This window comes from Streptomyces sp. NBC_01451 (assembly GCF_036227485.1).
Lineage (GTDB): Bacteria > Actinomycetota > Actinomycetes > Streptomycetales > Streptomycetaceae > Streptomyces.
Window position 1 is genome coordinate 8,206,815 of sequence record NZ_CP109479.1, and the last position, 21,914, is coordinate 8,228,728.

The window sequence follows — 21,914 nt, forward strand, 5'->3', positions numbered from 1 at the left end:
CCTGCTTCACCCTGCAAGGAGTCCGTACCCCATGACGTCCACGGTGCCCAACGCCGTCCAGCACGCCGACGCGCAGCAGCCGCCGATCACCATGTTCGGGCCGGACTTCCCCTACGCCTACGACGACTTCCTCGCCCACCCGGCCGGTCTCGGGCAGGTCCCCGCGACCGAGCACGGCACCGAGGTCGCCGTCATCGGCGGCGGCCTGTCGGGGATCATCGCCGCGTACGAGCTGATGAAGATGGGCCTCAAGCCCGTGGTGTACGAGGCCGACCAGATCGGCGGGCGGCTGCGGACCGTCGGTTTCGACGGCTGCGACCCCTCCCTGACCGCCGAGATGGGCGCGATGCGCTTCCCGCCCTCCTCCACCGCCCTCCAGCACTACATCGACCTGGTGGACCTGGAGACCCGGCCGTTCCCCAACCCCCTCGCGGAGTGCACCCCTTCGACGGTCGTCGACCTCAAGGGCGAGTCGCACTACGCCGAGACGGTCGGCGACCTGCCGCAGGTCTACCGTGATGTCGCCGAGGCCTGGAACACATGCCTCGAAGAGGGCGCCGACTTCTCCGACATGAACCGGGCCCTGCGCGAGCGCGACGTCCCGCGCATCCGCGAGATCTGGGCACGGCTCGTCGAGAAGCTCGACAACCAGACCTTCTACGGCTTCCTCTGCGACTCCGAGGCCTTCAAGTCGTTCCGGCACCGTGAGATCTTCGGCCAGGTCGGCTTCGGGACGGGCGGCTGGGACACCGACTTCCCCAACTCGATCCTGGAGATCCTGCGCGTCGTCTACACCGAGGCCGACGACCACCACCGGGGCATCGTGGGCGGCAGCCAGCAACTGCCGCTGCGGCTCTGGGAACGCGAGCCCGGGAAGATCGTCCACTGGCCGTACGGGACCTCCCTCGCGTCCCTGCACGTGAACGGCGTACCGCGCCCGGCCGTGACCCGCCTCCACCGCACGGCCGGGAACCGGATCACCGTCACCGACGCGGCCGGCGACATCCGTACGTACCCGGCGGCCGTCTTCACCGCCCAGTCCTGGATGCTGCTCTCGAAGATCGCCTGCGACGACTCGCTCTTCCCGATCGACCACTGGACGGCCATCGAGCGCACCCACTACATGGAGTCCAGCAAGCTCTTCGTGCCCGTCGACCGGCCGTTCTGGCTCGACAAGGACGAGAGCACCGGCCGGGACGTCATGTCGATGACCCTCACCGACCGTATGACGCGCGGGACCTACCTCCTCGACGACGGGCCGGACAAGCCCGCCGTCATCTGCCTCTCGTACACCTGGTGCGACGACAGCCTCAAGTGGCTGCCGCTGTCCGCGAACGAGCGGATGGAGGTCATGCTGAAGTCGCTCGGCGAGATCTATCCGAAGGTCGACATCCGGAAGCACGTCATCGGCAACCCGGTCACCGTGTCCTGGGAGAACGAGCCGTACTTCATGGGCGCGTTCAAGGCCAACCTGCCCGGCCACTACCGTTACCAGCGGCGCCTGTTCACGCACTTCATGCAGGACCGGCTGCCCGCGGACAAGCGTGGCATCTTCCTCGCGGGCGACGACATCTCCTGGACGGCGGGCTGGGCCGAGGGCGCCGTCCAGACCGCGCTGAACGCGGTCTGGGGCGTCATGCACCACTTCGGCGGGACCACCGACGCGACCAACCCGGGCCCCGGCGACGTGTACGACGAGATCGCGCCCGTCGAACTCCCCGAGGACTGAGGCCTGTTCGGGGCTTCCGGACCGGGGGCTCATGGATTCGGGGCGTTCGGATGCGGGACGTACGGAGACGTACGGACCCGGGAGTTTCGGAGCTGGGACGTTCAGATTCCGGCCGCCCGTGCCGCCTCGTACAACTCGGCTGCCAGGTCCTTGAGTTCGCCGGCGTCCCGCGGGGTGTCGCCGAAGTCGAGGAAGAACTCGTCGAGGCCGATCTCGGCGTGGGCGGCGAGGTCCGTCACGATCTGGTCGACACTGCCCTGGAAGGGCCGGCGGTCGGCGCCGTCGTACGCCTTCGCCGTGTAGGCGGGGTTCACCCGCACCGCCGTTTCGATCGGCCTCGTGCGTCCCTTCTCGGCGGCGAAGTCCTGCACCTGCCGCCACTGGGTGGCGAGTTGCTCGACGCCCATGGCGATCGGGTTCCAGCCGTCGCCGCGTTCGACGAGGCGCGTCAGGGACTTCTTGCTGAAGGCGGGCAGGAATATCGGGATCGGCCGGGCGGGCTTGGGGCCCACGACGGCCGACGCGATATTCGTCAGGCCGCCCTCGTACCGCACCGGGTCCGGGCCCCAGACCGCCCGGCACACGTCGAGGATCTCGTCCAGAACCCGGCCGCGCTCGGCGAACGGGGCCACCCCCGCGGCGGCGTACTCGTCGAGGGACCAGCCGGTGCCCAGGCCCGCCACCACCCGGCCGCCGCTCGCCGCGTCCAGCGTGCCGAGCGTGCGGGCCAGTTGGAAGGGACCGTGCAGCGGGGCGACGAGCACGCTGGTGCCGAGGCGGACGCGCTCGGTGGCCGCTGCGGCCAGTGTCAGCGTCACCAGGGGTTCGGCGAGACCGCGGTAAGCGTCGGGCCAGGGGACGCCCTCCATGCCGTACAGGCCCTGGGTCGCGGGTTCCGGGTACAGGGCGCGTTCGAACACCCAGAGGCTCTCGTAGCCGATCTGTTCGGCCGCGCGTGCCACGTCCGGCACGTCCCGCCCGATCTCGTACTGGTGTGATTGCGGAAGACCCAGACCCAGACGGACGGCCATGCTCGTGCTCCTTCGCAAGAGGTGCCAAGAGGCGCCAAGAGGCGCCGGCAGACGCCAAAAGGTGCAAGCGATCGCAGGAAACGCGGTCGCCCTCGAACGTACAACGTTCACCTAGCCATGGCGGAGGCCCTGCGCAGGAGTGGCCGGATCAGTCCGGCAGTGGCGTGAGGAGCATGCGGCTCGCGAAGCCGACCGCCGCGTCGAGGCGGTCGGTGAACTCCTCGGCGACATCGGGCAGTCGGCGCAGCGCCCACAAGGTGCGGGCCGCCGACCAGGTGGCGGCCCGGGCCCGCTCCATGCTCCACGCGCCGAGCAGGTGGGTGAGCGGATCGGCGATCTGGAGCAGGTCGGGACCCGGCATCAGCTCTTCGCGGATGCACTCCTCCAGCGAGACGAGTAGATCTCCTACGCGCTCGAACTCATCCTCCAGATCGGCCGGTTCGCAGTCGAGCGTACGACAGGCGTCCATGACGGCGAGCGCCAGATCGTGCCCGATGTGCGCGTTGATGCCCGCGAGCGCGAACTGCAGCGGGCGTACGCCGGGATGGCGGCGGAACTGGAGCAACGGGCGCCAGCAGGCGGGCGCGTGATCGTCCTCGGCCACCCGCAGATACCGCTCGGCGAACCGTACGTCCAGGGTGATCGCGGCCTCGGCGTCAGGGAACGCGCCGGCCTCCAGGCGCCGGTCGAAGGCCTCTGTGACGGCGAGGTAGACGCGGTTGAAGACCGCGAGCCCGTCTCGCGGGGGCAGGTGTGACTCCAGCGCGCGCATACGGGAGAGGACCCGGTCGACAGAGTCGACAGAAGTGGTGAACTGTTCCAATTGCACCATGAGGGCAGGGTCCCAGTCCTAGGCTGGCGCATGTGCCGCCGGGCCGGACGCTTCCCCAGAACGGGGGAACGCACCCACCGCGGCAGAGGAAGGGGAGCTGTACGTGTCAGGCTTGCGCGCCCAGCGCCTGGCCGCGCGCCGGGCCGAACACAGGCGCGCCGCCCGGCGTTCCGTCATGGTCGCCGCCGCCTCGGTCGTGGTCGCCGTGGGCACGGCGACCGGGCTGCTCTCCGCGTTCGACGACGGCCGCGGTGGCGGTGCCGACGAGGCCAGGCCCGAGGTGACCAGCTCACCCCTGCTCGCCCCGCTGCCGGCCGTGACATCGGGCCCGCCCACGCCGAGCGCCTCGCAGTCACCCTCCCCGTCCGCCCGTACGACGGAGGCGAAGAAGCCTCGCCGCACCCCCTCGCCCGCGGCGCCGGGGTCCGAGCCGGAGGCGCAGCGGGCGGCCGCCCCGGTCTCCACCCGCCTCTACCGCTACCCCGACTCCCAGGTCCTCGACTGGGTCAGCGCCCACCGCGACGATCCGGGCCGCCCCGTCATAGAGGCGGAGATCGCCGACCGTCCGGCCGCGGTCTGGTTCGCCGACTTCTCGCCCTCGACGATCGCCTCCCGGGTCCGCGCGGTCACCGCGGGCGCGGCGGGCGCCGGCCGGGTCCCGGTACTCGTGCCGTACGCCGTTCCGGACCGGGACTGCGGAGGGGCCTCCCAGGGCGGCGCGCCCGACCTCGACGCGTACGACGGCTGGATCGACGCGTTCGCCGCGGGCCTCGGCTCGGGCGAGGTCATCGTCATCCTGGAGCCCGACTCGATCGCCCAGACCGACTGCCTCTCCGCGGACCGGCGCGCCGACCGACTCGCCTCCCTGGCCCGTGCGGGCCGCGTCCTCAAGGCCGCCAACCCCAACGCCCGCGTCTACTACGACGCGGGCCACTCCGGCTGGAACACCCCCGCCAAGCAGGCGGCCCTGCTCCGTCAGGCGGGCGCCGCCTCGGCCGCCTCCTCCGACGGCGTCTTCAGCAACGTCTCCAACTTCCACCGCACGGACGACGAGATCGCGTACGACCGACAGGTCCTCGACGCCCTCGGCGGTCCCGCCGGCCTCGGCGCCGTGATCGACACCAGCCGCAACGGCAACGGAGCCCCGGCCGACGGCGAGTGGTGCGACCCGGACGGCCGGAAGCTCGGCCGGGCGCCGACCACCGACACGGGCGAGGCACGGATCGACGCCTATCTGTGGGTCAAGCTGCCGGGGGAGTCGGACGGCTGCAAGGGCGCACCCGGCACGTTCACCCCGTCGTACGCCTACGACCTGGCGCGTTGAGCCGACCGGACGGTGATTCTGAGCGTGCGCTTAGGATGGGGGCGGGTAAGTAACTGCATCCACCATTCATCCCGTACGCCCCAGGAGCCCCGCCCGTGACCGCCGAAGCCGAAGTCGCAGCACCCATGCCCTCCGCCGACCCGGACGGCCCGTACGGGCGGCTGATACCCGTCACCGTCCACTTCGACGACCTCGACTCCCTGGGCATGCTCCACAACGCCCGCTATCCGCTGCTGGTGGAGCGCGCCTGGAACGAGCTGCTGACGGAGTACGGATTCACCTTCGACGGCGACTGGGCGGCGGCCGGCGACTTCTGCAACGTGGTCAGGGAACTGCGCATCGGCTACGAGGCACCGGTCGACCGACCCGGCGTCTACGCCGTGCACCTCTGGGTGGAACGCCTCGGCACCACCGGCCTCACCTACGGCTTCCGGCTCTGTTCGGCCGACGGCGAGGTGACATACGCCCGGGGCGCGCGGGTGCTGGTCCGGCTCGACGCGGGCACCCTGCGGCCCACGCCGTGGAGCGACCGGTTCAGGGCCTGCGGTCGGGAACTGCTGCGCTCGGCGGACTGACCTTCGGGCGGTCCTTCTCTCCTGCCCGCAGCACTCCCGCGAACCCGGCCAGCCCGCCCGCCAGCACCGTGACCAGCCCGAACGACACCACCAGGCTCGTCGCCTGGGCCAGCGTCCCGATCGCGCTCGGCGCGACCAGACCCGAGGTGTACGTGATGGTGGCGACGCCCGCGATGGCCTGACTGGGGTTGGGTCCGCTGTGGCCCGCCGCGGCGAAGCACAGCGGGACGACCACGGCGATGCCGAGACCGAGCAGCGCGAAGCCGGTCATCGCCGTGGCGGGATGCTCCGCGACCACGATGAGCACACCTCCGAGCACGGCGAGCACGCCGCCCGCCCGGACCGTGCGCACCGCGCCGAAACGGTTCACGACCGAGTCGCCGACGAGCCGGGCCACGGCCATCGTCAGCATGAAGCCGGTCGTGGAAGCCGCCGCCAGACCGTCCGACGTGCCCAGCTCGTCCCGCAGGTACACCGCCGACCAGTCCAGGCTCGCGCCCTCCGCGAACACCGCGCAGAAGCCGATCGCACCGATCAGCAGCGCGGACCTGGGCGGCAGCGCGAACCTCGGGGGCGGCTCCTCGTCCTCGGTGGGGCGCAGATCGAGCACCCAGCGGCAGGCGGCCACGCCGAGAACCGTGAGGGTCGCCGCCGCGAGTAGGTGATGGAGTCGCGCGTCCGAGCCCAGATGTGCGGCGAGGGTGCCGCCGGCGGCACCGATCAGGGCGCCCGCACTCCACATGCCGTGCAGGCCGGACATGATCGACCTGCCCAGCTGGTTCTCGATCTCCACGCCCAGCGCGTTCATCGCCACGTCAGCCATGCCGGCCGTGGCGCCGTAGACGAACAGGGCGAGACAGAGCGTGGGGAGGTTCGGGGCCAGGGCCGGCAGGACGAGTGCCAGGGTCCAGAGCGCGATCAGACCGCGCAGCGCCGTACGGGCGCCGAAGTGGTGGCTGATGCGGCCCGCGAGCGGCATCGCGAGGGACGCGCCGAACGCCGGGAACGCCAGCGCGAGCCCCAACTGCCCCGCGCTGACCGAGGCATGGTCCTGGATCCACGGCACCCGGGTCGCGAACGAGCCGGTGACGGCGCCGTGCACGGCGAAGACGGCGGCCACGGCGTACCGGGCGCGCTTCACCTCGTCTCGTTCGTACAGCACTGCACTCATTCTGCGGCCCTTCTGCGGGTCGGCTCTCCGCTGTGTCTCCATCGGTGTCGCGGTCGGCTCCGCCGCACGCTGCCGTAAACTATCAGGAAGGTTGCCTGATAGATAGCGCGATACCGGCCGTCCGTACCGGGAGCGGCCCCGACGATCTGGAAGGATCTCGGCATGCCCGCATCACCGAGCACCGCCCGGGCCATCAACGACCGGCTCGCCCTGCGCCTGCTACAGCAGGAGGGCCCGCTGACGGCGGGGCGGTTGAAGCAGCTCACCGGCCTGTCCCGGCCGACGGTCGCCGACCTCGTCGAACGCCTCACCGCCGCCGGACTCGTCACGGTCGTGGGCGAGTCGGGGGAGCAGCGGCGCGGGCCGAACGCGAAGGTGTACGGGATCGTCGCCGGCCTCGCCCACCTGGCCGCTCTGGACGTCCGTACCGAAGGTGTCTCCGTCGTCGTCGCCGACCTGCTGGGCGAGGTGCTCGCCGAGGCCGCCGTGCCGATCGGGGACGACACCGGCACCGGTCCCGCCGTGGAACAGGCGGTCGCCCTCGTCGAGCGGGTCGCCAAGGAGGCCGGGGCCGAGCGGCTGCACACGGTGGGGATCGGCGCCCCGGGCCTGATCGACCCGGCGACCGGTGAACTCCGGGACTCCACCGGCCTGCCCGAGTGGCACCGCCGGCTAGTCGCCGCACTCCAGGAACGGCTTCCCGGGGCGCGGGTGATCGTCGAGAACGAGACCAACCTCGCCGCTCTCGCCGAACAACGCGACGGCGCCGCCCGCGACCGGGACACCTTCGTGCTGCTGTGGCTCGGCCACGGCACCGGCGCGGCCGTGGTCCTCGACGGCATCCTGCGCCGGGGGGCCTCCGGCGGCACCGGCGAGATCGGCTTCCTGCCGGTGCCGGGCACGGGACAGCTGCCGTCGGCCACGGACTGCGAAGGGGGGTTCCACTCCCTCGCCGGAGCGGCGGCGATCGCCCGGCTGGCCGGTACGCGGGACCTGGTGGCCGACGCCGCCGCCCATGAGCCCTACGCGGCCGCTCTGGTCCGCGCGGCCGTGGCGGCCCCCGGGGCCCCGGCCCACGCCCGCTTCCTCGACACCCTCGCCGACCGCGTCGCCATCGGCGCCGCGTCCGTCGTCGCCGTCCTCGACCCGGGGTGTGTGGTGCTGGGCGGCGAGGTCGGCCGGGCGGGCGGCGACGTGCTGGCCGCCCGCGTCGAGGAGCGGCTCGCCCGGCTGTCACCCCTCCCGGCCCAGGTGCGCGCGAGCGTGCTGGGCGGCGGAGCGGTACTGCGCGGGGCGCTGCTGACGGCACGGGAGGGCGCGCAGGAGGTGCTCTTCGGGGTGCCGGTCGGATAGCGGGGGCTGTGTGGTGTGGGGGACCGGCGGCGGGCAAGGGCCGTCGTCACCGCCGCCGGTCCGGCACCGACGCTAGGAGGTCTGGACCATGACGGTCAATAGGTATGGACCAATTGAAGCAGGGGTGATCGCCCTGCTCTCACCTGCGGCCGCTTCCCGTCGGCTATTCCCATCGGCTGTTGTGAGACAGTCCACACAACTCACCCGCATGGAGTACGGCCCGGCGTGGCACACTGGCCTGTAACAGAAGCAGCGCACTCCGGGGTCGGTGAAAGTCCGAACCGGCGGTTATAGTCCGCGACCCGTCCGCATCTTTTCGGCGGCCGGTTGACCAGGTGGAATTCCTGGACCGACGGTTAAAGTCCGGATGGGAGGCAGTGCGCGGCGGGCGGGCATTCGTGCGCGCCGCCGTACCGTTCGGCCGTGGGCCGAGCTCCGTCCGGCGTCGCTCCCGGTGTTCCTGCCCGTTCACAGCTGTCGTCATCGACAGGCCCCGGAGTCCGTGCCCGAAGAGGCAGGGAGGACCCGGGAAGTGTTCACCGGAATCGTCGAAGAACTGGGCGAAGTCACGGCGGTCGAGAACCTCGGCGACGCCTCCCGCTTCAGGCTCCGTGGCCCCGTGGTCACCGAAGGCGCCCGCCACGGCGACTCCATCGCCGTCAACGGCGTGTGTCTCACGGTCGTCGAGCACGAGGGTGACGAGTTCACCGCCGACGTCATGGCGGAGACCCTCGACCGCTCCAGCCTGGGCGTTCTCACCGTCGGATCCCGCGTCAACCTCGAACGCCCCATGGCCCTGGGCGCCCGCCTCGGCGGCCACATCGTGCAGGGCCACGTCGACGGCACGGGCACCGTCCTCGAACGCAAGCCGTCCGAGAACTGGGAGATCGTCAAGATCTCGCTCCCCGCCGACCTCACCCGCTATGTCGTCGAGAAGGGTTCCATCACCGTCGACGGCATCAGCCTCACCGTCGTCGACGCGGGGCCGGACCACTTCACCGTCAGCCTCATCCCCACCACCCTCGACCTGACCACGCTCGGCCGCAAGCAGCCCGGCGACCCGGTCAACCTTGAGGTCGACGTCATCGCCAAGTACGTCGAGCGGCTGCTCGGACCGCAGGGGGTGGCTAAGTGAACGGGCTGAACACCGAGGCGTTCACCCTCCTCGACCAGCACATCCTCTGGTCGGACATGATCGGCAACATTCTCGGCCTGGTCGCCCTCGCGCTCGGCTGGCGGCGCTCCATCTGGAGCTGGCCCGTGCAGTTCCTCTCCGGCCTCGTCCTCTTCGGCGCCTTCTTCGGCCACCTCACCGGCAGCGCGGGCAAGCAGGCCGTCGTCATGGCCGTCGCAGGCTACGGCTGGTGGCAGTGGAACCGGCACAAGGGCGACTCCGCGGACGGTCACATCACCCCGCGGTTCGCCACCTGGCGCGAGCGCGGGGCCATGATCGGCGCCGCCGCCGTCGGCACGGTCGCTGTGGCCCTGCTCTTCAAGGCCTACCCGACCCTGTCCTGGGACCCCTGGCCGGACGCCTACATCTTCGTCGGCACCATCGTCGCCATGTACGCCCAGGCGCGCGGCATGGTCGAGTTCTGGTTCGCCTGGCTCCTCGTCGACCTCGTCGGCGTCCCCCTCAACTTCGCCAACGGCTACGCCTTCTCCGGCTTCGTCTACGTCATCTACGGCGCACTCGTCCTGTGGGGCATGCGCGACTGGTGGCTGCGCTCCCGCAAGGACACGCGGCCCGTCCTGGAAGGAGCGCCCGCATGACCACGGCCCCGATCCTGTACAGCACCGACAACATCGAGGACTGGTCCCTCGACCCGATCGAGCAGGCCGTCGCGGACATCGCGGCCGGCCGCCCGGTCGTGGTCGTCGACGACGAGGACCGGGAGAACGAGGGCGACCTCGTCATCGCCGCCGAGAAGGCGACCCCCGAGATCATCGCCTTCATGATGAGCGAGTGCCGAGGGCTCATCTGCGCCCCCATGGAGGGCGACGAACTCGACCGGCTCCGGCTGCCGCAAATGGTCGACGACAACACCGAGTCGATGAAGACCGCGTTCACAGTCTCCGTGGACGCATCCGCCGTTCACGGTGTGAGCACCGGTATCTCCGCTTCCGACCGTGCCACCACGCTTCGGCTTCTCGCGAGCGGTGACGCCGGCGCCGACGACTTCGTCCGCCCCGGCCACATCTTCCCGCTGCGCGCCAGGCCCGGCGGCGTGCTGGTCCGCAACGGCCACACCGAGGCCGCCGTCGACCTCGCCCGTCTCGCGGGACTGCGACCGGCCGGCGCCATCGTGGAGATCGCCGGCGAGGACGGCCGTATGCTCCGCCTCCCCGAGCTGATCCCCTTCGCCCGCAAGCACGGCCTGACGATCATCTCCATCGAGGACCTGGTCGCCTACCGCAAGAGCGCCGAACCCACCGTCCGCCGCGAGGCCCAGACCCAACTCCCCACCGTCTTCGGCACGTTCACGGCATACGGCTACCGCTCCACCGTCGACGGCGTCGAGCACGTCGCCCTCGTCCACGGCGACATCGGCGCCGACGACGGCGAGGACGTCCTGGTCCGCATCCACTCCGAATGCCTCACCGGCGACGTCTTCCACTCCCTGCGCTGCGACTGCGGCCCCCAGCTGGAGACCTCCCTCGAACGCATCCGGGACGAGGGCCGGGGAGTGGTCGTCTACCTGCGCGGCCACGAGGGGCGCGGCATCGGACTGCTGTCCAAGCTCCGGGCGTACGAGCTCCAGGAGCAGGGCCGCGACACCCTCGACGCCAACCTGGAACTCGGCCTGCCCGCCGACGCCCGGGACTACGGCGCGGGCGCGCAGATACTCCAGGACCTCGGCGTCCGCAGTGTGCGCCTGATGACGAACAACCCCGACAAGACCGACGCGCTCGTCCGGCACGGCCTCAAGGTCACCGGCCGCGAGCCGATGCCCGTACAGGCGGGCGAACACAACCTCCGCTACCTGCGCACCAAGCGGGACCGGATGGGACACGACCTGCCCTGGCTGGACGCGGCCCCCGTGTCCCCCTGCGGCAACCAGTAACGATCGCTGTAGAGATCTCCGAGGAGAGACAAGAACGTGAGCGGCAAGGGTGCACCCGAACTGTCCGTACGCAACTGCGGTGACCTGCGCGTCGCCGTCATCGCCGCCCAGTGGCACGAGAAGGTGATGGACGGTCTGGTCGACGGCGCCCTGCGCGCCCTGCACGACCTGGGCATCGACGAGCCGACCCTGCTCAGGGTCCCCGGCAGCTGGGAACTCCCGGTCGTCGCCAAGGCGCTGGCCGGGCGGGGCTACGACGCGATCGTCGCCCTCGGCGTCGTCATCCGGGGCGGCACTCCCCACTTCGAGTACGTGTGCCAGGGCGTCACCCAGGGCCTCACCCAGGTCTCGGTCGACACCGGCGTCCCCATCGGGATGGGCGTGCTGACCTGCGACACCGAGGAACAGGCCCTCGACCGCGCGGGTATCGAGGGCTCCAACGAGGACAAGGGGCACGAGGCGGTGACGGCGGCCGTCGCGACCGCGGCCACCCTCCGCTCAGTATCCGAACCCTGGCGCTAGGGAGTCCCCTTCACCACGTAATGTGGGGGCCATCATGTCCAATAAGACGTTCGAGGAGCTCTTCACCGAGCTCCAGCACAAGGCCGCCACGGGCGATCCCGCCACCTCACGCACCGCGGAGCTGGTCGGCAAGGGTGTCCATGCCATCGGCAAGAAGGTCGTAGAAGAGGCCGCCGAGGTCTGGATGGCCGCCGAGTACGAGGGCAAGGAAGCAGCCGCCGAGGAAATCTCGCAGCTGCTCTACCACGTCCAGGTGATGATGGTCGCCCGCGGAATCTCGCTGGACGACGTGTACGCACACCTGTAAGGCCCGCTCCACCGGTACACACCACTGTTCCGCCCCGCACACACCACACAAAGGAAGCCGACCTCATGCTGCGCATCGCCGTCCCCAACAAGGGTTCCCTGTCAGGACCTGCGGCGGAGATGCTGCATGAGGCCGGCTACCAGCAGCGCCGTGAGTCCAAGGAACTGCGCATCGTCGACCCGGAGAACGAGGTCGAGTTCTTCTACCTCCGCCCCCGCGACATCGCGATCTACGTCTCCTCGGGCCGCCTCGACATCGGCATCACCGGCCGCGACCTCCTCATCGACTCCGGGGCCAACGCGGAGGAGATCCTCCCGCTCGGCTTCGCCCGCTCCACCTTCCGCTTCGCCGGCAAGCCCGGCACCGCGGCCGGCATCCAGGACCTGGCCGGCCTGACCGTGGCCACCTCGTACGAGGGAATCGTCGCCAAGCACCTCGCCGACCACGGCGTCGACGCCTCCGTCGTCCACCTGGACGGCGCCGTCGAGACCGCGATCGAACTCGGCGTCGCCGAGGTCATCGCGGACGTCGTCGAGACCGGCACCTCGCTGCGCAACGCGGGCCTGGAGGTGTTCGGCGAGCCCATCATGAAGTCCGAGGCGATCGTCATCCGCCGGGTCGGTGCGGAGGCCGAGGAGCCCAAGGTCGGGCAGTTCCTCCGCCGTCTTCAGGGCGTCCTGGTGGCCCGGACGTACGTGATGATGGACTACGACTGCCGCGTCGAGCAGCTGGAGAAGGCCGTCGCCCTGACGCCCGGTCTCGAGTCGCCGACCGTCTCGCCGCTGCACAACGAGGGCTGGGTCGCCGTCCGCGCGATGGTCCCCTCCAAGGAGGCCCAGCGGATCATGGACGATCTGTACGACATCGGCGCGCGGGCCATTCTGACCACGGCCATCCACGCCTGCCGCCTCTGAGACACGGGAAACGACAGACACCGTGAGCGACAGGGACCGCACACCGATGCAGACTCCGCCCACCGCACCCGTTCCCCCGGCGCTGCCCGCGCTGCCCGTCACTTTCCGGCCGGGCCGCACCCGGGCCGTGCTGGCGACCGCGAGCGTCGCGATCTTCGTCGTCATCACGACGATCGCGCTGCTCCTGGAGAACCTCGGCCCGGGGGAGCGCCTCAGCTTCGTCTTCACCGGCGCGCTGCTCGCCTCCGTACTCCTGCTCCTGTCCCGGCCGAAGGTGGTCGTCGACGAGTCCGGAGTCACCGTCGTCAACATCGCGAGCAAGAGGCGTCTGGACTGGGCGGAGATCCTCCGGGTGAACCTCCGGCCGGGCGACCCCTGGGTGTTCCTCGACCTCAGCGACGGTACGAGCCTGCCCGCGCTCGGCATCCAGCCGGGCATCGCCAAACAGCGTGCCATCGAGGACGCGCGCACCCTGCGGGCGCTCGCCGAGGCGAGGTCCGCGGGTGCCCCCGAACAAGATCAGGGCTGACTCAGGGCCGTCCACCCTGCCGCACAGGCCCATGTCTTGATTAATCTGTTGGCGGAGGCGTTTTTCGCGCGCCTCCGCCACTGATGTTCCCCCCGGTCTTCAGAGGCCCCCTGCTACCCGAGGAGTGACTCCCTCCAGCGATGGACGGATCGTCCTGTAGTACCTGCGCCGCCCCCTCCCGGCATATCGAGGCGGCGGCATCATGACCACCCCCCTGCTGCTCCTTGCTGCGGCATTCCTGCTGATCCTGGCCAACGGCTTCTTCGTGGCCGCCGAGTTCGGCCTCATCACGGTCGAGCGGCCGGACGCGGAGAAGGCCGCCGCCGAGGGCGACCGACGGGCCCGTACGGTCGTCGAGTCGCTCAAGGAACTGTCCTTCCAGCTCTCCGGCACCCAGCTCGGCATCACCATCACCTCCCTCGTCGTCGGCATGCTCGCCGAACCGGCGCTCGCGGAGCTGCTGCACGGCCCGTTCACCTCGGTCGGCCTGCCCGAAGGGGCCGTCCCGACCGTCTCGGTGATCTTCGGCATGCTGTTGGCCTCGGCCGTGCAGATGGTGATCGGCGAACTCGTGCCCAAGAACTGGGCGGTCTCCCGGCCGCTTCAGGTCGCCCGTTTCGTGGCCGGCCCGCAGCACGCCTTCTCCCGCCTCTTCCGCCCGGTGATCGCCGGGCTCAACGCGGTGGCCAACCGCCTGGTCCGTGCCCTGGGCGTCGAACCCACCGCGGAACTGGCCTCGGCCCGCACCCCGGGCGAACTGGTCTCCCTGGCCCGGCACTCGGCCCAGGCCGGCACGCTGGAACAGGACACCGCGGACCTCTTCGTACGGACGCTGTCGCTGGGCGAGCTGACCGCGCAGCACGTCATGACCCCACGTGTGCGGGTCAGCGCCCTTCAGTCGTCGGCCACCGCCGAGGACGTCGTCAACCTGACCCGGGCCACCGGGCTGTCCCGCTTCCCCGTCTACCGGGAGCGGATCGACGAGATCGTCGGCATGGCCCACCTCAAGGACGCCCTCGCGGTGCCCGCGGGGGACCGGCTGCGCACACCGGTCGTGCGGATCGCCAAGTCACCCCTGCTGGTCCCCGAGACGCTTCCCGTGCAGCCGCTGCTCGAACTGCTGCGCAGCCAGCAGCCCATCGCCGTCGTCGTCGACGAGTACGGCGGTACGGCGGGCGTGGTCACTCTGGAGGACATCGTCGAGGAACTCGTCGGCGAGGTCCACGACGAGCACGACGACGTGCTCAACGAACCGACCGAACTCGCCGCCGCCCCGCCCGAGGACGGCCGTCCCGCCTGGGACGCCGACGGCAGCTGCCGGGTCGACATCCTCCAGCGGATAGGCCTCGACGTGCCGCAGGGTCCGTACGAGACGGTCGCCGGTCTCGTCGCCGACCTGCTGGGCCGGATTCCGGTCCCCGGTGACAGGGCCGAACTGCCCGGCTGGCGCCTGTCGGTCCGCCAGGTCGGCCACTACCGGGCCGAGCGGGTACGCCTGATCAGGGCAGAGAGCGGAACGAACACCGCGGACCTCGCGGACCGCACGGTGGAGGCGGCCCGATGAGCGTCCTCCAACTCCTCTTCGCCCTTCTCCTCGTGCTCGCCAACGGCTTCTTCGTGGGCGCCGAGTTCGCCCTCGTCTCCGTCCGCCGAAGCCAGATCGAACCGCTCGGTACGGCACGGGCCCGTCAGGTGCTGTACGGCCTGGAACGGCTGCCGCAGATGATGGCCGCCGCCCAGTTCGGCATCACCGTCTGCTCCCTCACCCTGGGCGCGGTCGCCGAACCGACCGTGGCCCAGCTGCTGGAACCGGTCTTCGAGGCGGCCCACCTGCCCGAGGGCATGATCCACCCGCTGGGTTACGTCATCGCGCTCGCGGTGGTGGTCTTCCTCCACCTGGTCGTGGGGGAGATGCTCCCGAAGAACCTGGCGATGGCGGCGCCCGAGAAGACCGCCCTGTGGCTGAGCCCGGGTCTCGTCGCCTTCGCCCGCGTGTGCGGGCCGGTCACGGTGGGCCTGGGCGCCTGTGCACGACTCGTCCTGAAGCTCTTCCGCGTCGAGCCCAAGGACGAGGTGGAGGCGGTCTTCACCAGCGAACAGCTCAACCGCCTGGTGGAGGACGCCGGCCAGGCCGGGCTGCTCGACCCCGGTGAGCAGGAACGCCTGGAGGACGCGCTGGAACTGGGCTCCCGCCCGGTCACCGACGTCCTCCTCGACCGCGAGTCCCTGGTGACGGTCGGTCCGTCGGTCACCCCGGGCCAGGTCGTCGCCCTCACCGCCCGCACCGGGTACTCCCGCTTCCCGGTGGTGGCGGACAACGGCGCCTTCATGGGCTACCTGCACGTGAAGGACGTACTGGACCTGGAGGAGTCGGAACGGGCGGTGCCGCAGCACATCTGGCGCTCCATGACGACACTGCGGTCGGAGCTCCCGCTGGACGACGCGTTGACGGTGATGCGCCGGGCGGCGACGCACCTGGCCCAGGTCGCGGACGGTTCGGGCCGGGTGATCGGCCTGGTCGCCATGGAGGACGTGCTGGAACTCCTGGTGGGCGAGGTACGCGACCCGGCCCACCGCCAGTCACCTCCGAAGCCGAAGCCGAAGCCGAAGTTGACGGAGCCGAGGGCGGAGGCCCAGGAGGAGGCACTGGCCGGGTAGACGCTCCGCGGGTCGGGCGAGGCCCGGCCGGGTGCTCGGCCGCGGCCCGGAGGGGGCTGGTCGCACAGTTCCCCGCACCCCTGAATGGGCGCTCCGCGCCCGTCCGCCCCGCCCAGCTGCGGGCCCGGTGGGCAGCGCGCGGTTCCCGCGCCCCTGAAGGGCGCGCCTGCTCCCACGGTGCGGCAGGCGCGCCGCCAAGGGCGGCACGGGTGGGCGCGGCGGCACCCCGTGCAGCGCCAGCCGCGCGGCCCGCCCCTGCGTCAACACCGGCACCGGGCGCCGGACTCAAGGCGCCCGGCCCTGGTCAGGGGGCCGACGGATCCTGGGGCCCGCGCCCGGACAGAACCTCCCCGTATGCCTGCATGAGGTCCGGCAGTCGCAAGGTCGACAAGTCGTCCCGCGTCAGCATCCCCGGATACACCGACAGCCGCAGATCCCGGTACGCACAGCTCTTCTCGTACAGCGTCCGCAGGAACCGCCCGTTGCCCAGCTCGTCGATCCACCCCTGGTCCACCACATGCCCGGCGATCGAGCGCAGCTCGTCCAGCGCCTCCTCGTCCCACACGTCACCGTTCTCCGCCGCCAGCACCTCACCGATGGAGGTCAGTTCGAGCGGACGGTACGAGGGAAAGTCGACGCGGGTCGTGAAGCGGGACGACAGCCCGGGGTTGGCGGCGAGGAGCCGGTCCATGCCCTCCGGATAGCCGGCCAGGATCACCACCAGGTGGTCCCGGTTGTCCTCGGCCCGTTTCAGCAGCACCTGCAGCGCCTCGTCGCCGTACGCGTCGCCCTTGCCGTACCCGGAGTTGGAGAGCGAGTAGGCCTCGTCGACGAACAGGACGCCCCCGATCGCGGAGTCGATCAGCTCGTTGGCCTTCACAGCGGTCTGGCCGAGATACTCGCCGACCAGGTCCGCCCGCTGCGCCTCGACCAGATGGTCGCCGCCGAGCAGCCCGAGCGCGTAGAACACCCGCCCGAGGATGCGGGCCACGGTCGTCTTGCCGGTGCCCGACGGGCCCGAGAAGACGAAGTGCCGCTTCGGGGGTTGTACCGGCAGTCCCTGCCCCGCCCGCAGCCGCGCCATGTTCAGCTGTGCGGAGAGCGCCTTCACCTGGCGCTTCACCGGTTCCAGGCCCACCATGCACTCCAGCTGGGCCAGTGCCTCCTCCAGCAGCGCGGGGTCGGTCGGGCCGGTCGGCAGCGGCTGCACGGGCAGGGCGGCCTTCTCCCGCACCGAGTCGGTCGCCGACGGCAACGGGCTGCCGGGGGGCGGGAGTTCGGGCTCCGAGAGCTTCAGGTCGCGGCCCTCGCCGCCGAAGAGGGGGTCGATGCCGTCCGGGCTCTCCAGCAGCTCCTGCCCGATTCCGGTGAGCGTGATGGCCGCGAGGTCGGCCGCCTCGTCGTACCCGTCGCCCTCGGAGATCGCGGCGAGCCGCGCCGAGGTGTCCATGAACGCGGCGTCCACCCGGTGCACGGCCCGGTACAGGGGCAGGGCCGCGGCAGAGCGGCCCGTACCCTCGTGGGCCCGCGCCAGCCAGTACCGCAGCTCCTTGCGCTGTGGCTGCTCACTGCGACAGCGCATCAACGCGGACGACAGCAGCGGCTCGGCCTGCCTGAACATCTCCAGGCGCACCCGGGCCATCCCGCCGAACAGGCCCGCCTCGATACCCAGCATCGCGTCGTTGATCAACGGGTCGGTGTGCCGGACCAGTTGCTCCCAGTCCTTGACGAGATAGGCGCGGCACGCGTGCAGGAAACGAACCTGCGGGTCGGTGTCCACCGGTGGCAGACCGGCCAACGCACGGTCCAGCTCCGGCACATGGCGGCCGTCCAGCCAGTGCGAGGCGTGCGCGAGCAGCAGATCGCGCGGGCTTTCGAGCACGGGCTGCACCCACCAGCCCAGCCAGTACCAGGAGTTGAGGGTCCGGCGGTGGCGGGAACGCTGCTCCCCGAAGCGCTCGCGGTGCCGGAACATCCGTAGCAGCGCGGTCGTCGTGTCGACGCGCAGCGCATGCAGTCCGAGCCAGCCGTCGGCCATCCCCGGATCCATCCGCACCGCGGTGCGGAACTCCTCCTCCGCCTGCGGATAGGCGCCCATCGTGTAGGCGTCCACACCTCGCAGCCAGGCGAGGTCGGCCGGGGCCTCGGGGCCCTGCCTGCCGAAGTCCATCACGTCCCCCACAAACCGTGCCCCCGATTGCCTCTCCGACGGGCCGGTGCCCGTCGGCAGCTTGGTCGAACCACTGTGCCGCGGACGGGAGTTGCAACGGTGCGCAGAGCAGCCGTCCGAGTCGCACCGAGGGCATCGTACCTGCGCTTCACGTGCCCGCAGCAGGGTGCCGTACAGGCTGTTTGACGAGGTGGGAGCAGATGGGGCGCACGCGGCGCGGTCACCGAGGGTGAACGTATCGCGCCTCGGAGCGGCCCGAAAACGGGCCGCGGGCAGAACGAAGCCCCCGATCACGGGGGAACAACCGGGGGCTTCGCGACTGCGGGCGGCTACGAACGGCCGCGCATTGAGAACGTAAGTCCTGTACGGCCCACCGGTCAAGCCGAGTTGAAGCACTCGGACAAGTTGCCTGGCAAGGGTCTTCACAAGTTCAGCACACAGCCGATGGGCCGTCACGGTGAGTGAGATCCTGGTCTGCTCCAATGCTCCCGGCAGGCCCCGGGTGTACCTCGTACCCCTCGCCGCACTGTCGTACCAACAGGTCGGCGAACGGACGTGAGGGGTCCGCGGCGAAGTGCCGGCGTTCCGCGCCGACCCACCCGGCCCAGAACTCGCTCTGTTCCGCCCCGTCCCGCGAACGTCCGCGCGCCCAGGCCTCCTCGTCCGCCAGTTCCATCCACAACAGCCGCGCCAGAAACGGCCGAAGCGCACGACGTCCGGCCCCGACCCCCTCGATCAGCATCACGGGCGCGGCCGGCAGCGTCCGGGCCGGTCCGAAGTGCCGGGACGTCCAGTTGTAGGGGGCGTAGGAGGCGTTGTCGCCGCGCCGCAGGGGCTCGATCACCTGGCCGAGCAGGCGTCGCGTCCACTCGAACAGTTCGTCGTGGGTGGCGATGTCGTCGAGGTGGAGCACGGGCGCCCCGTCGAGAGCGGCGGCCAGCTGTCCGGTGAACGTGGTCTTCCCGGACCCCGCGTGTCCGTCGACGGCGATCAGCCGGACCGGGCCGCAGGAGGGCGGCAGTCGGCGAAGAGTGCGTGCGAGGTCGTGGATGGCGGTTCCCGGAGGGCGCTGGAATGCGGACATAATGCCAGGGGCCATTCTAGGGACCGGCCGGGTACCTCCGTCGCCCGCGCCCCAGGTCACGCCAATGGTCGAGACCAAAATTCCTGGGCGTGGCATGGCCCGAAGTGCTGGCAGGAGCGGGTTGTCGGCGGCCATAGTGGGCGCACAGCCGTGCACCGTCCCGCCCGCCTAGGTCACCCGGGGGTCACCCGCCCATGAGCAGAGCCGAAGAGCCGTCCCGCAGAACCGTCCTCGCCGCGGCGGTCGCCGCCGCCGTCGCGGGCAGCGCCGGTCCGGCCGCCGCCGGCACCCCGGCCGCGACCGTCGGCGAGGCCGCTGCCGACTCCGCCCGCCCGGTCGACAACCGCGCCTGGACCTCGTCCGCGGACTGGTGCGCGGGTACGGCCAAGGGCACCCGTGTGGTCGCCGGCGCGCGGCCCGGCGTCGCGATCGGTGCTCCGGTCGGCACGGTCGACTACACCGACCCGCACACCGGCGGGACGGCGGCCTGGGAGTACGCGACCTGGACGTCTCCCGTGCACCGGCTCACGGTGCCGGCGACCGAGGTCATCGCCTCCTGGAACGCGCGCACCCCGGCCGGCACCTGGCTCCAGGTCGAGCTGACCGGCACCTACTCCGACGGCACGGCCACACCCTGGTACGTCATGGGCCGCTGGGCCTCCGGCGACCAGGACATCAAGCGGACCTCCGTCGACGACCAGACCGACGACAGGAGCACGGTCTGGACCGACACCTTCGCCATCGACGACCCGGCCACAGGGCTGCGCCTGGTCTCGTACCGGCTGCGCCTGATCCTCTACCGCAAGCCCGGCACCACGGCCACACCCACGGTCTGGCGGCTCGGCGCGATGGGCTCCGACGTCCCTGACCGCTTCACCGTCCCCGCCTCGACCCCCGGACCCGCCGGGGAACTGATCGTCCCGCGCTACTCGCAGGAGATCCACAGCGGCCAGTACCCCGAGTACGACAACGGCGGTGAGGCCTGGTGCAGCCCCACCTCCTCGCAGATGATCATCGAGTACTGGGGCCGGAAGCCCACGGCCGCACAACTGGCCTGGGTCGACCCGTCCTACGCCGACCCCCAGGTGTGCCACGCGGCCCGCTTCACCTACGACTTCCAGTACGGCGGCTGCGGCAACTGGCCCTTCAACGCGGCCTACGCGGCGACCTACAAGGACCTCCAGGGTGTGGTCACCCGGCTCGGCTCGCTCACCGACCTGGAGACGCTGATCGCGGCCGGCATCCCGGCCATAACGTCCCAGTCGTTCCTCAAGACCGAACTGACGGGGGCGGGTTACGGCACCTCCGGTCATCTGATGACCGTGATCGGCTTCACCGCCGACGGAGACGTGATCGCCAACGATCCGTTCTCGGCGACCGACGAGGCCGTACGCCGGGTCTACGCGCGGCGGGAATTCGAGAACATCTGGCTGCGGACCAAGCGGTACAACGCCGGCGGCAAGGTCGTGTCCGGCACCGGCGGCGTCTGCTACCTGTACTTCCCGGCCCGGCCGACCCCCGCTCAGCTCGCCGCGCTCGCGGCAGTGGGTGTGCGCTGAGCGCAGGACGACACGTGACGGCGTGAGGCGGCCCCCGGGAGACCGGGGGCCGTCCGTTTTCCGGCGGCATGTGACCAACGTCTCCGTCGCGAAAGCCCCGATGAATGGCAAGGTGGACAGAACGGTGGGGGGAGTCCATCGCACACCGACCTCAGTGAGATGCCATGACCGCGAGCACTGCCGCAGCCCCCGCCCGCACCCGTACCGGTGGTCCCCGGGAGGACGGTCCGAAGATCTTCGAGCACGTCATGGGCTGGACGTTCGTGGTCGTGGTCGCGATGTTCGTCGCCCAGCTGGGTCTGCTCTGACCCGGTGCGATCCGCGTCGGGCCGGCTGCCCGCACTGTCGATCAGAGTCGAACGTGCAGGTGGCTCGGGTCTGCCATACTTCGGATGTCCCGCCCGCAGTTGGAGACCAGGGCCCCAAGTTGAACAGTAGTCGACAGCCTGCCACCGAACGCCCGCGGGCGCGCGGCACCGACCGCTCCCTGGCGCGACGTGCCGAACTCATCGCCATCGGACGCAAGTTGTTCGCCGACAGGTCGTACGACGCACTGTCCATGGACGACATCGCACGGCAGGCACAGGTCGCCAAGGGGCTGATCTACTACTACTTCCAGTCGAAGCGCGGCTATTACCTCGCCATCGTCGAGGACTCGGTCGCCGACCTGGTCACCTTCGCGTCCAGCGGCCTCGACCATGCCCCCGTGGACCGGGTGCACCGCACGATCGACTGCTACCTGCGCTTCGCTGAGCACAACCAGGCCGCATACCGCACGATCGTCAGCGGCGGCGTCGGCTTCGACGCCGAGGTGCACGCCATCCGGGACGGGGTGCGCGAGGCCATCGTCGCGACCATCGCCGAGGGCGCGTACGGCAGACAGGACGTCGCTCCGCTGGCCCGCATGGGCCTGTTCGGCTGGGTGTGCAGCGTGGAGGGTGCCACCCTCGACTGGATCGACCGCCCCGAACTCTCCCGCGACATCATGCGCGAACTCCTCGTGAAGATGCTGGGCGGCGCACTGCGCGCCATCGAGGAACTCGACCCCGCGTATGTGACACCGGAGCCCGCCCGCCGGGACAACTGACGGC

The 21,914-nt window shown here is 70.8% G+C and carries 21 protein-coding genes and 1 riboswitch; of the genes, 16 read left to right on the forward strand and 5 right to left on the reverse strand.

The annotated features are described in order from the left end of the window. The first annotated feature begins 31 nt into the window (after positions 1 to 31). Positions 32 to 1,729, forward strand: a complete 1,698-nt coding sequence (locus OG595_RS36080; protein ID WP_329279507.1) for a flavin monoamine oxidase family protein — start codon at positions 32 to 34, stop codon at positions 1,727 to 1,729. A gap of 101 nt (positions 1,730 to 1,830) precedes the next feature. Here OG595_RS36080 and OG595_RS36085 read toward each other — a convergent pair whose 3' ends face one another. Both OG595_RS36085 and OG595_RS36090 read right to left on the reverse strand, forming a co-directional pair. Next, positions 1,831 to 2,760, reverse strand: coding sequence for an LLM class F420-dependent oxidoreductase (locus OG595_RS36085; protein ID WP_329279508.1), 930 nt, complete (start codon positions 2,758 to 2,760; stop codon positions 1,831 to 1,833). Between the two features lie 148 nt (positions 2,761 to 2,908). Continuing rightward, positions 2,909 to 3,592, reverse strand: a complete 684-nt coding sequence (locus OG595_RS36090; RefSeq protein WP_329279510.1) for a DUF5995 family protein — start codon at positions 3,590 to 3,592, stop codon at positions 2,909 to 2,911. A 175-nt stretch (positions 3,593 to 3,767) separates the two neighbouring features. Here OG595_RS36090 and OG595_RS36095 point away from each other — a divergent pair, with 175 nt between their 5' ends. Both OG595_RS36095 and OG595_RS36100 read left to right on the forward strand, forming a co-directional pair. Next, positions 3,768 to 4,916 (forward strand): glycoside hydrolase family 6 protein, encoded by a 1,149-nt coding sequence (locus tag OG595_RS36095; protein WP_329283476.1) that lies wholly within the window; start codon positions 3,768 to 3,770, stop codon positions 4,914 to 4,916. Positions 4,917 to 5,041: 125 nt separating this feature from the next. Beyond that, a complete protein-coding gene (locus OG595_RS36100) occupies positions 5,042 to 5,491 on the forward strand; it encodes an acyl-CoA thioesterase (RefSeq protein WP_329283478.1) in 450 nt (149 codons plus the stop codon). On the opposite strand, the gene OG595_RS36105 is transcribed toward OG595_RS36100, so the two are convergent. Continuing rightward, positions 5,451 to 6,662, reverse strand: a complete 1,212-nt coding sequence (locus OG595_RS36105) for an MFS transporter (protein WP_329279512.1) — start codon at positions 6,660 to 6,662, stop codon at positions 5,451 to 5,453. The genes OG595_RS36100 and OG595_RS36105 overlap by 41 nt on opposite strands. 162 nt (positions 6,663 to 6,824) lie before the next feature. On the opposite strand from OG595_RS36105, the gene OG595_RS36110 reads away from it, so the two are divergent. The 10 genes from OG595_RS36110 to OG595_RS36155 all read left to right on the forward strand — a co-directional run bounded on the left by OG595_RS36110 (position 6,825) and on the right by OG595_RS36155 (position 16,010). Then, positions 6,825 to 8,015: an ROK family transcriptional regulator gene (locus OG595_RS36110; protein ID WP_329279514.1), complete on the forward strand. Its 1,191-nt coding sequence runs from the start codon at positions 6,825 to 6,827 to the stop codon at positions 8,013 to 8,015. Positions 8,016 to 8,265: 250 nt separating this feature from the next. Next, positions 8,266 to 8,400: riboswitch (FMN riboswitch) on the forward strand. A gap of 147 nt (positions 8,401 to 8,547) precedes the next feature. After that, on the forward strand, positions 8,548 to 9,150 hold the full coding sequence (locus tag OG595_RS36115) for a riboflavin synthase (protein ID WP_329279516.1): 603 nt from the start codon (positions 8,548 to 8,550) through the stop codon (positions 9,148 to 9,150). Then, on the forward strand, positions 9,147 to 9,788 hold the full coding sequence (locus OG595_RS36120; protein ID WP_329279518.1) for a nicotinamide mononucleotide transporter family protein: 642 nt from the start codon (positions 9,147 to 9,149) through the stop codon (positions 9,786 to 9,788). Before OG595_RS36115 ends, OG595_RS36120 begins: the two co-directional genes overlap by 4 nt. Then, on the forward strand, positions 9,785 to 11,080 hold the full coding sequence (locus tag OG595_RS36125; RefSeq protein ID WP_329279520.1) for a bifunctional 3,4-dihydroxy-2-butanone-4-phosphate synthase/GTP cyclohydrolase II: 1,296 nt from the start codon (positions 9,785 to 9,787) through the stop codon (positions 11,078 to 11,080). Before OG595_RS36120 ends, OG595_RS36125 begins: the two co-directional genes overlap by 4 nt. 36 nt (positions 11,081 to 11,116) lie before the next feature. Then, positions 11,117 to 11,602: a 6,7-dimethyl-8-ribityllumazine synthase gene (gene ribH / locus OG595_RS36130; RefSeq protein WP_329279522.1), complete on the forward strand. Its 486-nt coding sequence runs from the start codon at positions 11,117 to 11,119 to the stop codon at positions 11,600 to 11,602. Positions 11,603 to 11,636: 34 nt separating this feature from the next. Further along, positions 11,637 to 11,909, forward strand: coding sequence for a phosphoribosyl-ATP diphosphatase (locus OG595_RS36135; RefSeq protein WP_006378313.1), 273 nt, complete (start codon positions 11,637 to 11,639; stop codon positions 11,907 to 11,909). 65 nt (positions 11,910 to 11,974) lie between these two features. Beyond that, positions 11,975 to 12,823: an ATP phosphoribosyltransferase gene (gene hisG / locus OG595_RS36140; RefSeq protein WP_329279523.1), complete on the forward strand. Its 849-nt coding sequence runs from the start codon at positions 11,975 to 11,977 to the stop codon at positions 12,821 to 12,823. A 46-nt stretch (positions 12,824 to 12,869) separates the two neighbouring features. Continuing rightward, on the forward strand, positions 12,870 to 13,352 hold the full coding sequence (locus OG595_RS36145; RefSeq protein ID WP_329279525.1) for a PH domain-containing protein: 483 nt from the start codon (positions 12,870 to 12,872) through the stop codon (positions 13,350 to 13,352). A gap of 202 nt (positions 13,353 to 13,554) precedes the next feature. After that, positions 13,555 to 14,916, forward strand: a complete 1,362-nt coding sequence (locus tag OG595_RS36150) for a hemolysin family protein (protein WP_329279527.1) — start codon at positions 13,555 to 13,557, stop codon at positions 14,914 to 14,916. Then, the gene (locus OG595_RS36155; RefSeq protein WP_329279529.1) at positions 14,913 to 16,010 is read left to right on the forward strand and encodes a hemolysin family protein; all 1,098 of its coding nucleotides are present in this window, start codon (positions 14,913 to 14,915) and stop codon (positions 16,008 to 16,010) included. The genes OG595_RS36150 and OG595_RS36155 overlap by 4 nt, the downstream gene beginning before the upstream one ends. A 304-nt stretch (positions 16,011 to 16,314) precedes the next feature. On the opposite strand, the gene OG595_RS36160 is transcribed toward OG595_RS36155, so the two are convergent. Continuing rightward, on the reverse strand, positions 16,315 to 18,180 hold the full coding sequence (locus OG595_RS36160; RefSeq protein ID WP_329279531.1) for an AAA family ATPase: 1,866 nt from the start codon (positions 18,178 to 18,180) through the stop codon (positions 16,315 to 16,317). 430 nt (positions 18,181 to 18,610) lie between these two features. Further along, on the reverse strand, positions 18,611 to 19,264 hold the full coding sequence (locus OG595_RS36165) for a uridine kinase family protein (RefSeq protein WP_329279533.1): 654 nt from the start codon (positions 19,262 to 19,264) through the stop codon (positions 18,611 to 18,613). A gap of 194 nt (positions 19,265 to 19,458) precedes the next feature. Here OG595_RS36165 and OG595_RS36170 point away from each other — a divergent pair, with 194 nt between their 5' ends. The 3 genes from OG595_RS36170 (at position 19,459) to OG595_RS36180 (ending at position 21,910) form a co-directional block, all read left to right on the forward strand. Further along, the gene (locus tag OG595_RS36170) at positions 19,459 to 20,823 is read left to right on the forward strand and encodes a peptidase C39 family protein (protein WP_329279535.1); all 1,365 of its coding nucleotides are present in this window, start codon (positions 19,459 to 19,461) and stop codon (positions 20,821 to 20,823) included. Positions 20,824 to 20,987: 164 nt separating this feature from the next. Beyond that, positions 20,988 to 21,131 (forward strand): SCO1431 family membrane protein, encoded by a 144-nt coding sequence (locus OG595_RS36175; RefSeq protein ID WP_329279537.1) that lies wholly within the window; start codon positions 20,988 to 20,990, stop codon positions 21,129 to 21,131. Between the two features lie 119 nt (positions 21,132 to 21,250). Then, positions 21,251 to 21,910 (forward strand): TetR/AcrR family transcriptional regulator, encoded by a 660-nt coding sequence (locus tag OG595_RS36180; protein ID WP_329279539.1) that lies wholly within the window; start codon positions 21,251 to 21,253, stop codon positions 21,908 to 21,910. Positions 21,911 to 21,914: the final 4 nt, after the last annotated feature.

Coding starts and splice junctions, on each gene's coding strand:
- OG595_RS36080 (WP_329279507.1), top strand. CDS start 32: ATGACGTCCACGGTGCCCAACGCCGTCCAGCACGCCGACGCGCAGCAG.
- OG595_RS36085 (WP_329279508.1), bottom strand. CDS start 2,760: ATGGCCGTCCGTCTGGGTCTGGGTCTTCCGCAATCACACCAGTACGAG.
- OG595_RS36090 (WP_329279510.1), bottom strand. CDS start 3,592: ATGGTGCAATTGGAACAGTTCACCACTTCTGTCGACTCTGTCGACCGG.
- OG595_RS36095 (WP_329283476.1), top strand. CDS start 3,768: ATGGTCGCCGCCGCCTCGGTCGTGGTCGCCGTGGGCACGGCGACCGGG.
- OG595_RS36100 (WP_329283478.1), top strand. CDS start 5,042: ATGCCCTCCGCCGACCCGGACGGCCCGTACGGGCGGCTGATACCCGTC.
- OG595_RS36105 (WP_329279512.1), bottom strand. CDS start 6,662: ATGAGTGCAGTGCTGTACGAACGAGACGAGGTGAAGCGCGCCCGGTAC.
- OG595_RS36110 (WP_329279514.1), top strand. CDS start 6,825: ATGCCCGCATCACCGAGCACCGCCCGGGCCATCAACGACCGGCTCGCC.
- OG595_RS36125 (WP_329279520.1), top strand. CDS start 9,785: ATGACCACGGCCCCGATCCTGTACAGCACCGACAACATCGAGGACTGG.
- OG595_RS36135 (WP_006378313.1), top strand. CDS start 11,637: ATGTCCAATAAGACGTTCGAGGAGCTCTTCACCGAGCTCCAGCACAAG.
- hisG (WP_329279523.1), top strand. CDS start 11,975: ATGCTGCGCATCGCCGTCCCCAACAAGGGTTCCCTGTCAGGACCTGCG.
- OG595_RS36145 (WP_329279525.1), top strand. CDS start 12,870: ATGCAGACTCCGCCCACCGCACCCGTTCCCCCGGCGCTGCCCGCGCTG.
- OG595_RS36150 (WP_329279527.1), top strand. CDS start 13,555: ATGACCACCCCCCTGCTGCTCCTTGCTGCGGCATTCCTGCTGATCCTG.
- OG595_RS36155 (WP_329279529.1), top strand. CDS start 14,913: ATGAGCGTCCTCCAACTCCTCTTCGCCCTTCTCCTCGTGCTCGCCAAC.
- OG595_RS36160 (WP_329279531.1), bottom strand. CDS start 18,180: ATGGACTTCGGCAGGCAGGGCCCCGAGGCCCCGGCCGACCTCGCCTGG.
- OG595_RS36165 (WP_329279533.1), bottom strand. CDS start 19,264: ATGTCCGCATTCCAGCGCCCTCCGGGAACCGCCATCCACGACCTCGCA.
- OG595_RS36170 (WP_329279535.1), top strand. CDS start 19,459: ATGAGCAGAGCCGAAGAGCCGTCCCGCAGAACCGTCCTCGCCGCGGCG.
- OG595_RS36175 (WP_329279537.1), top strand. CDS start 20,988: ATGACCGCGAGCACTGCCGCAGCCCCCGCCCGCACCCGTACCGGTGGT.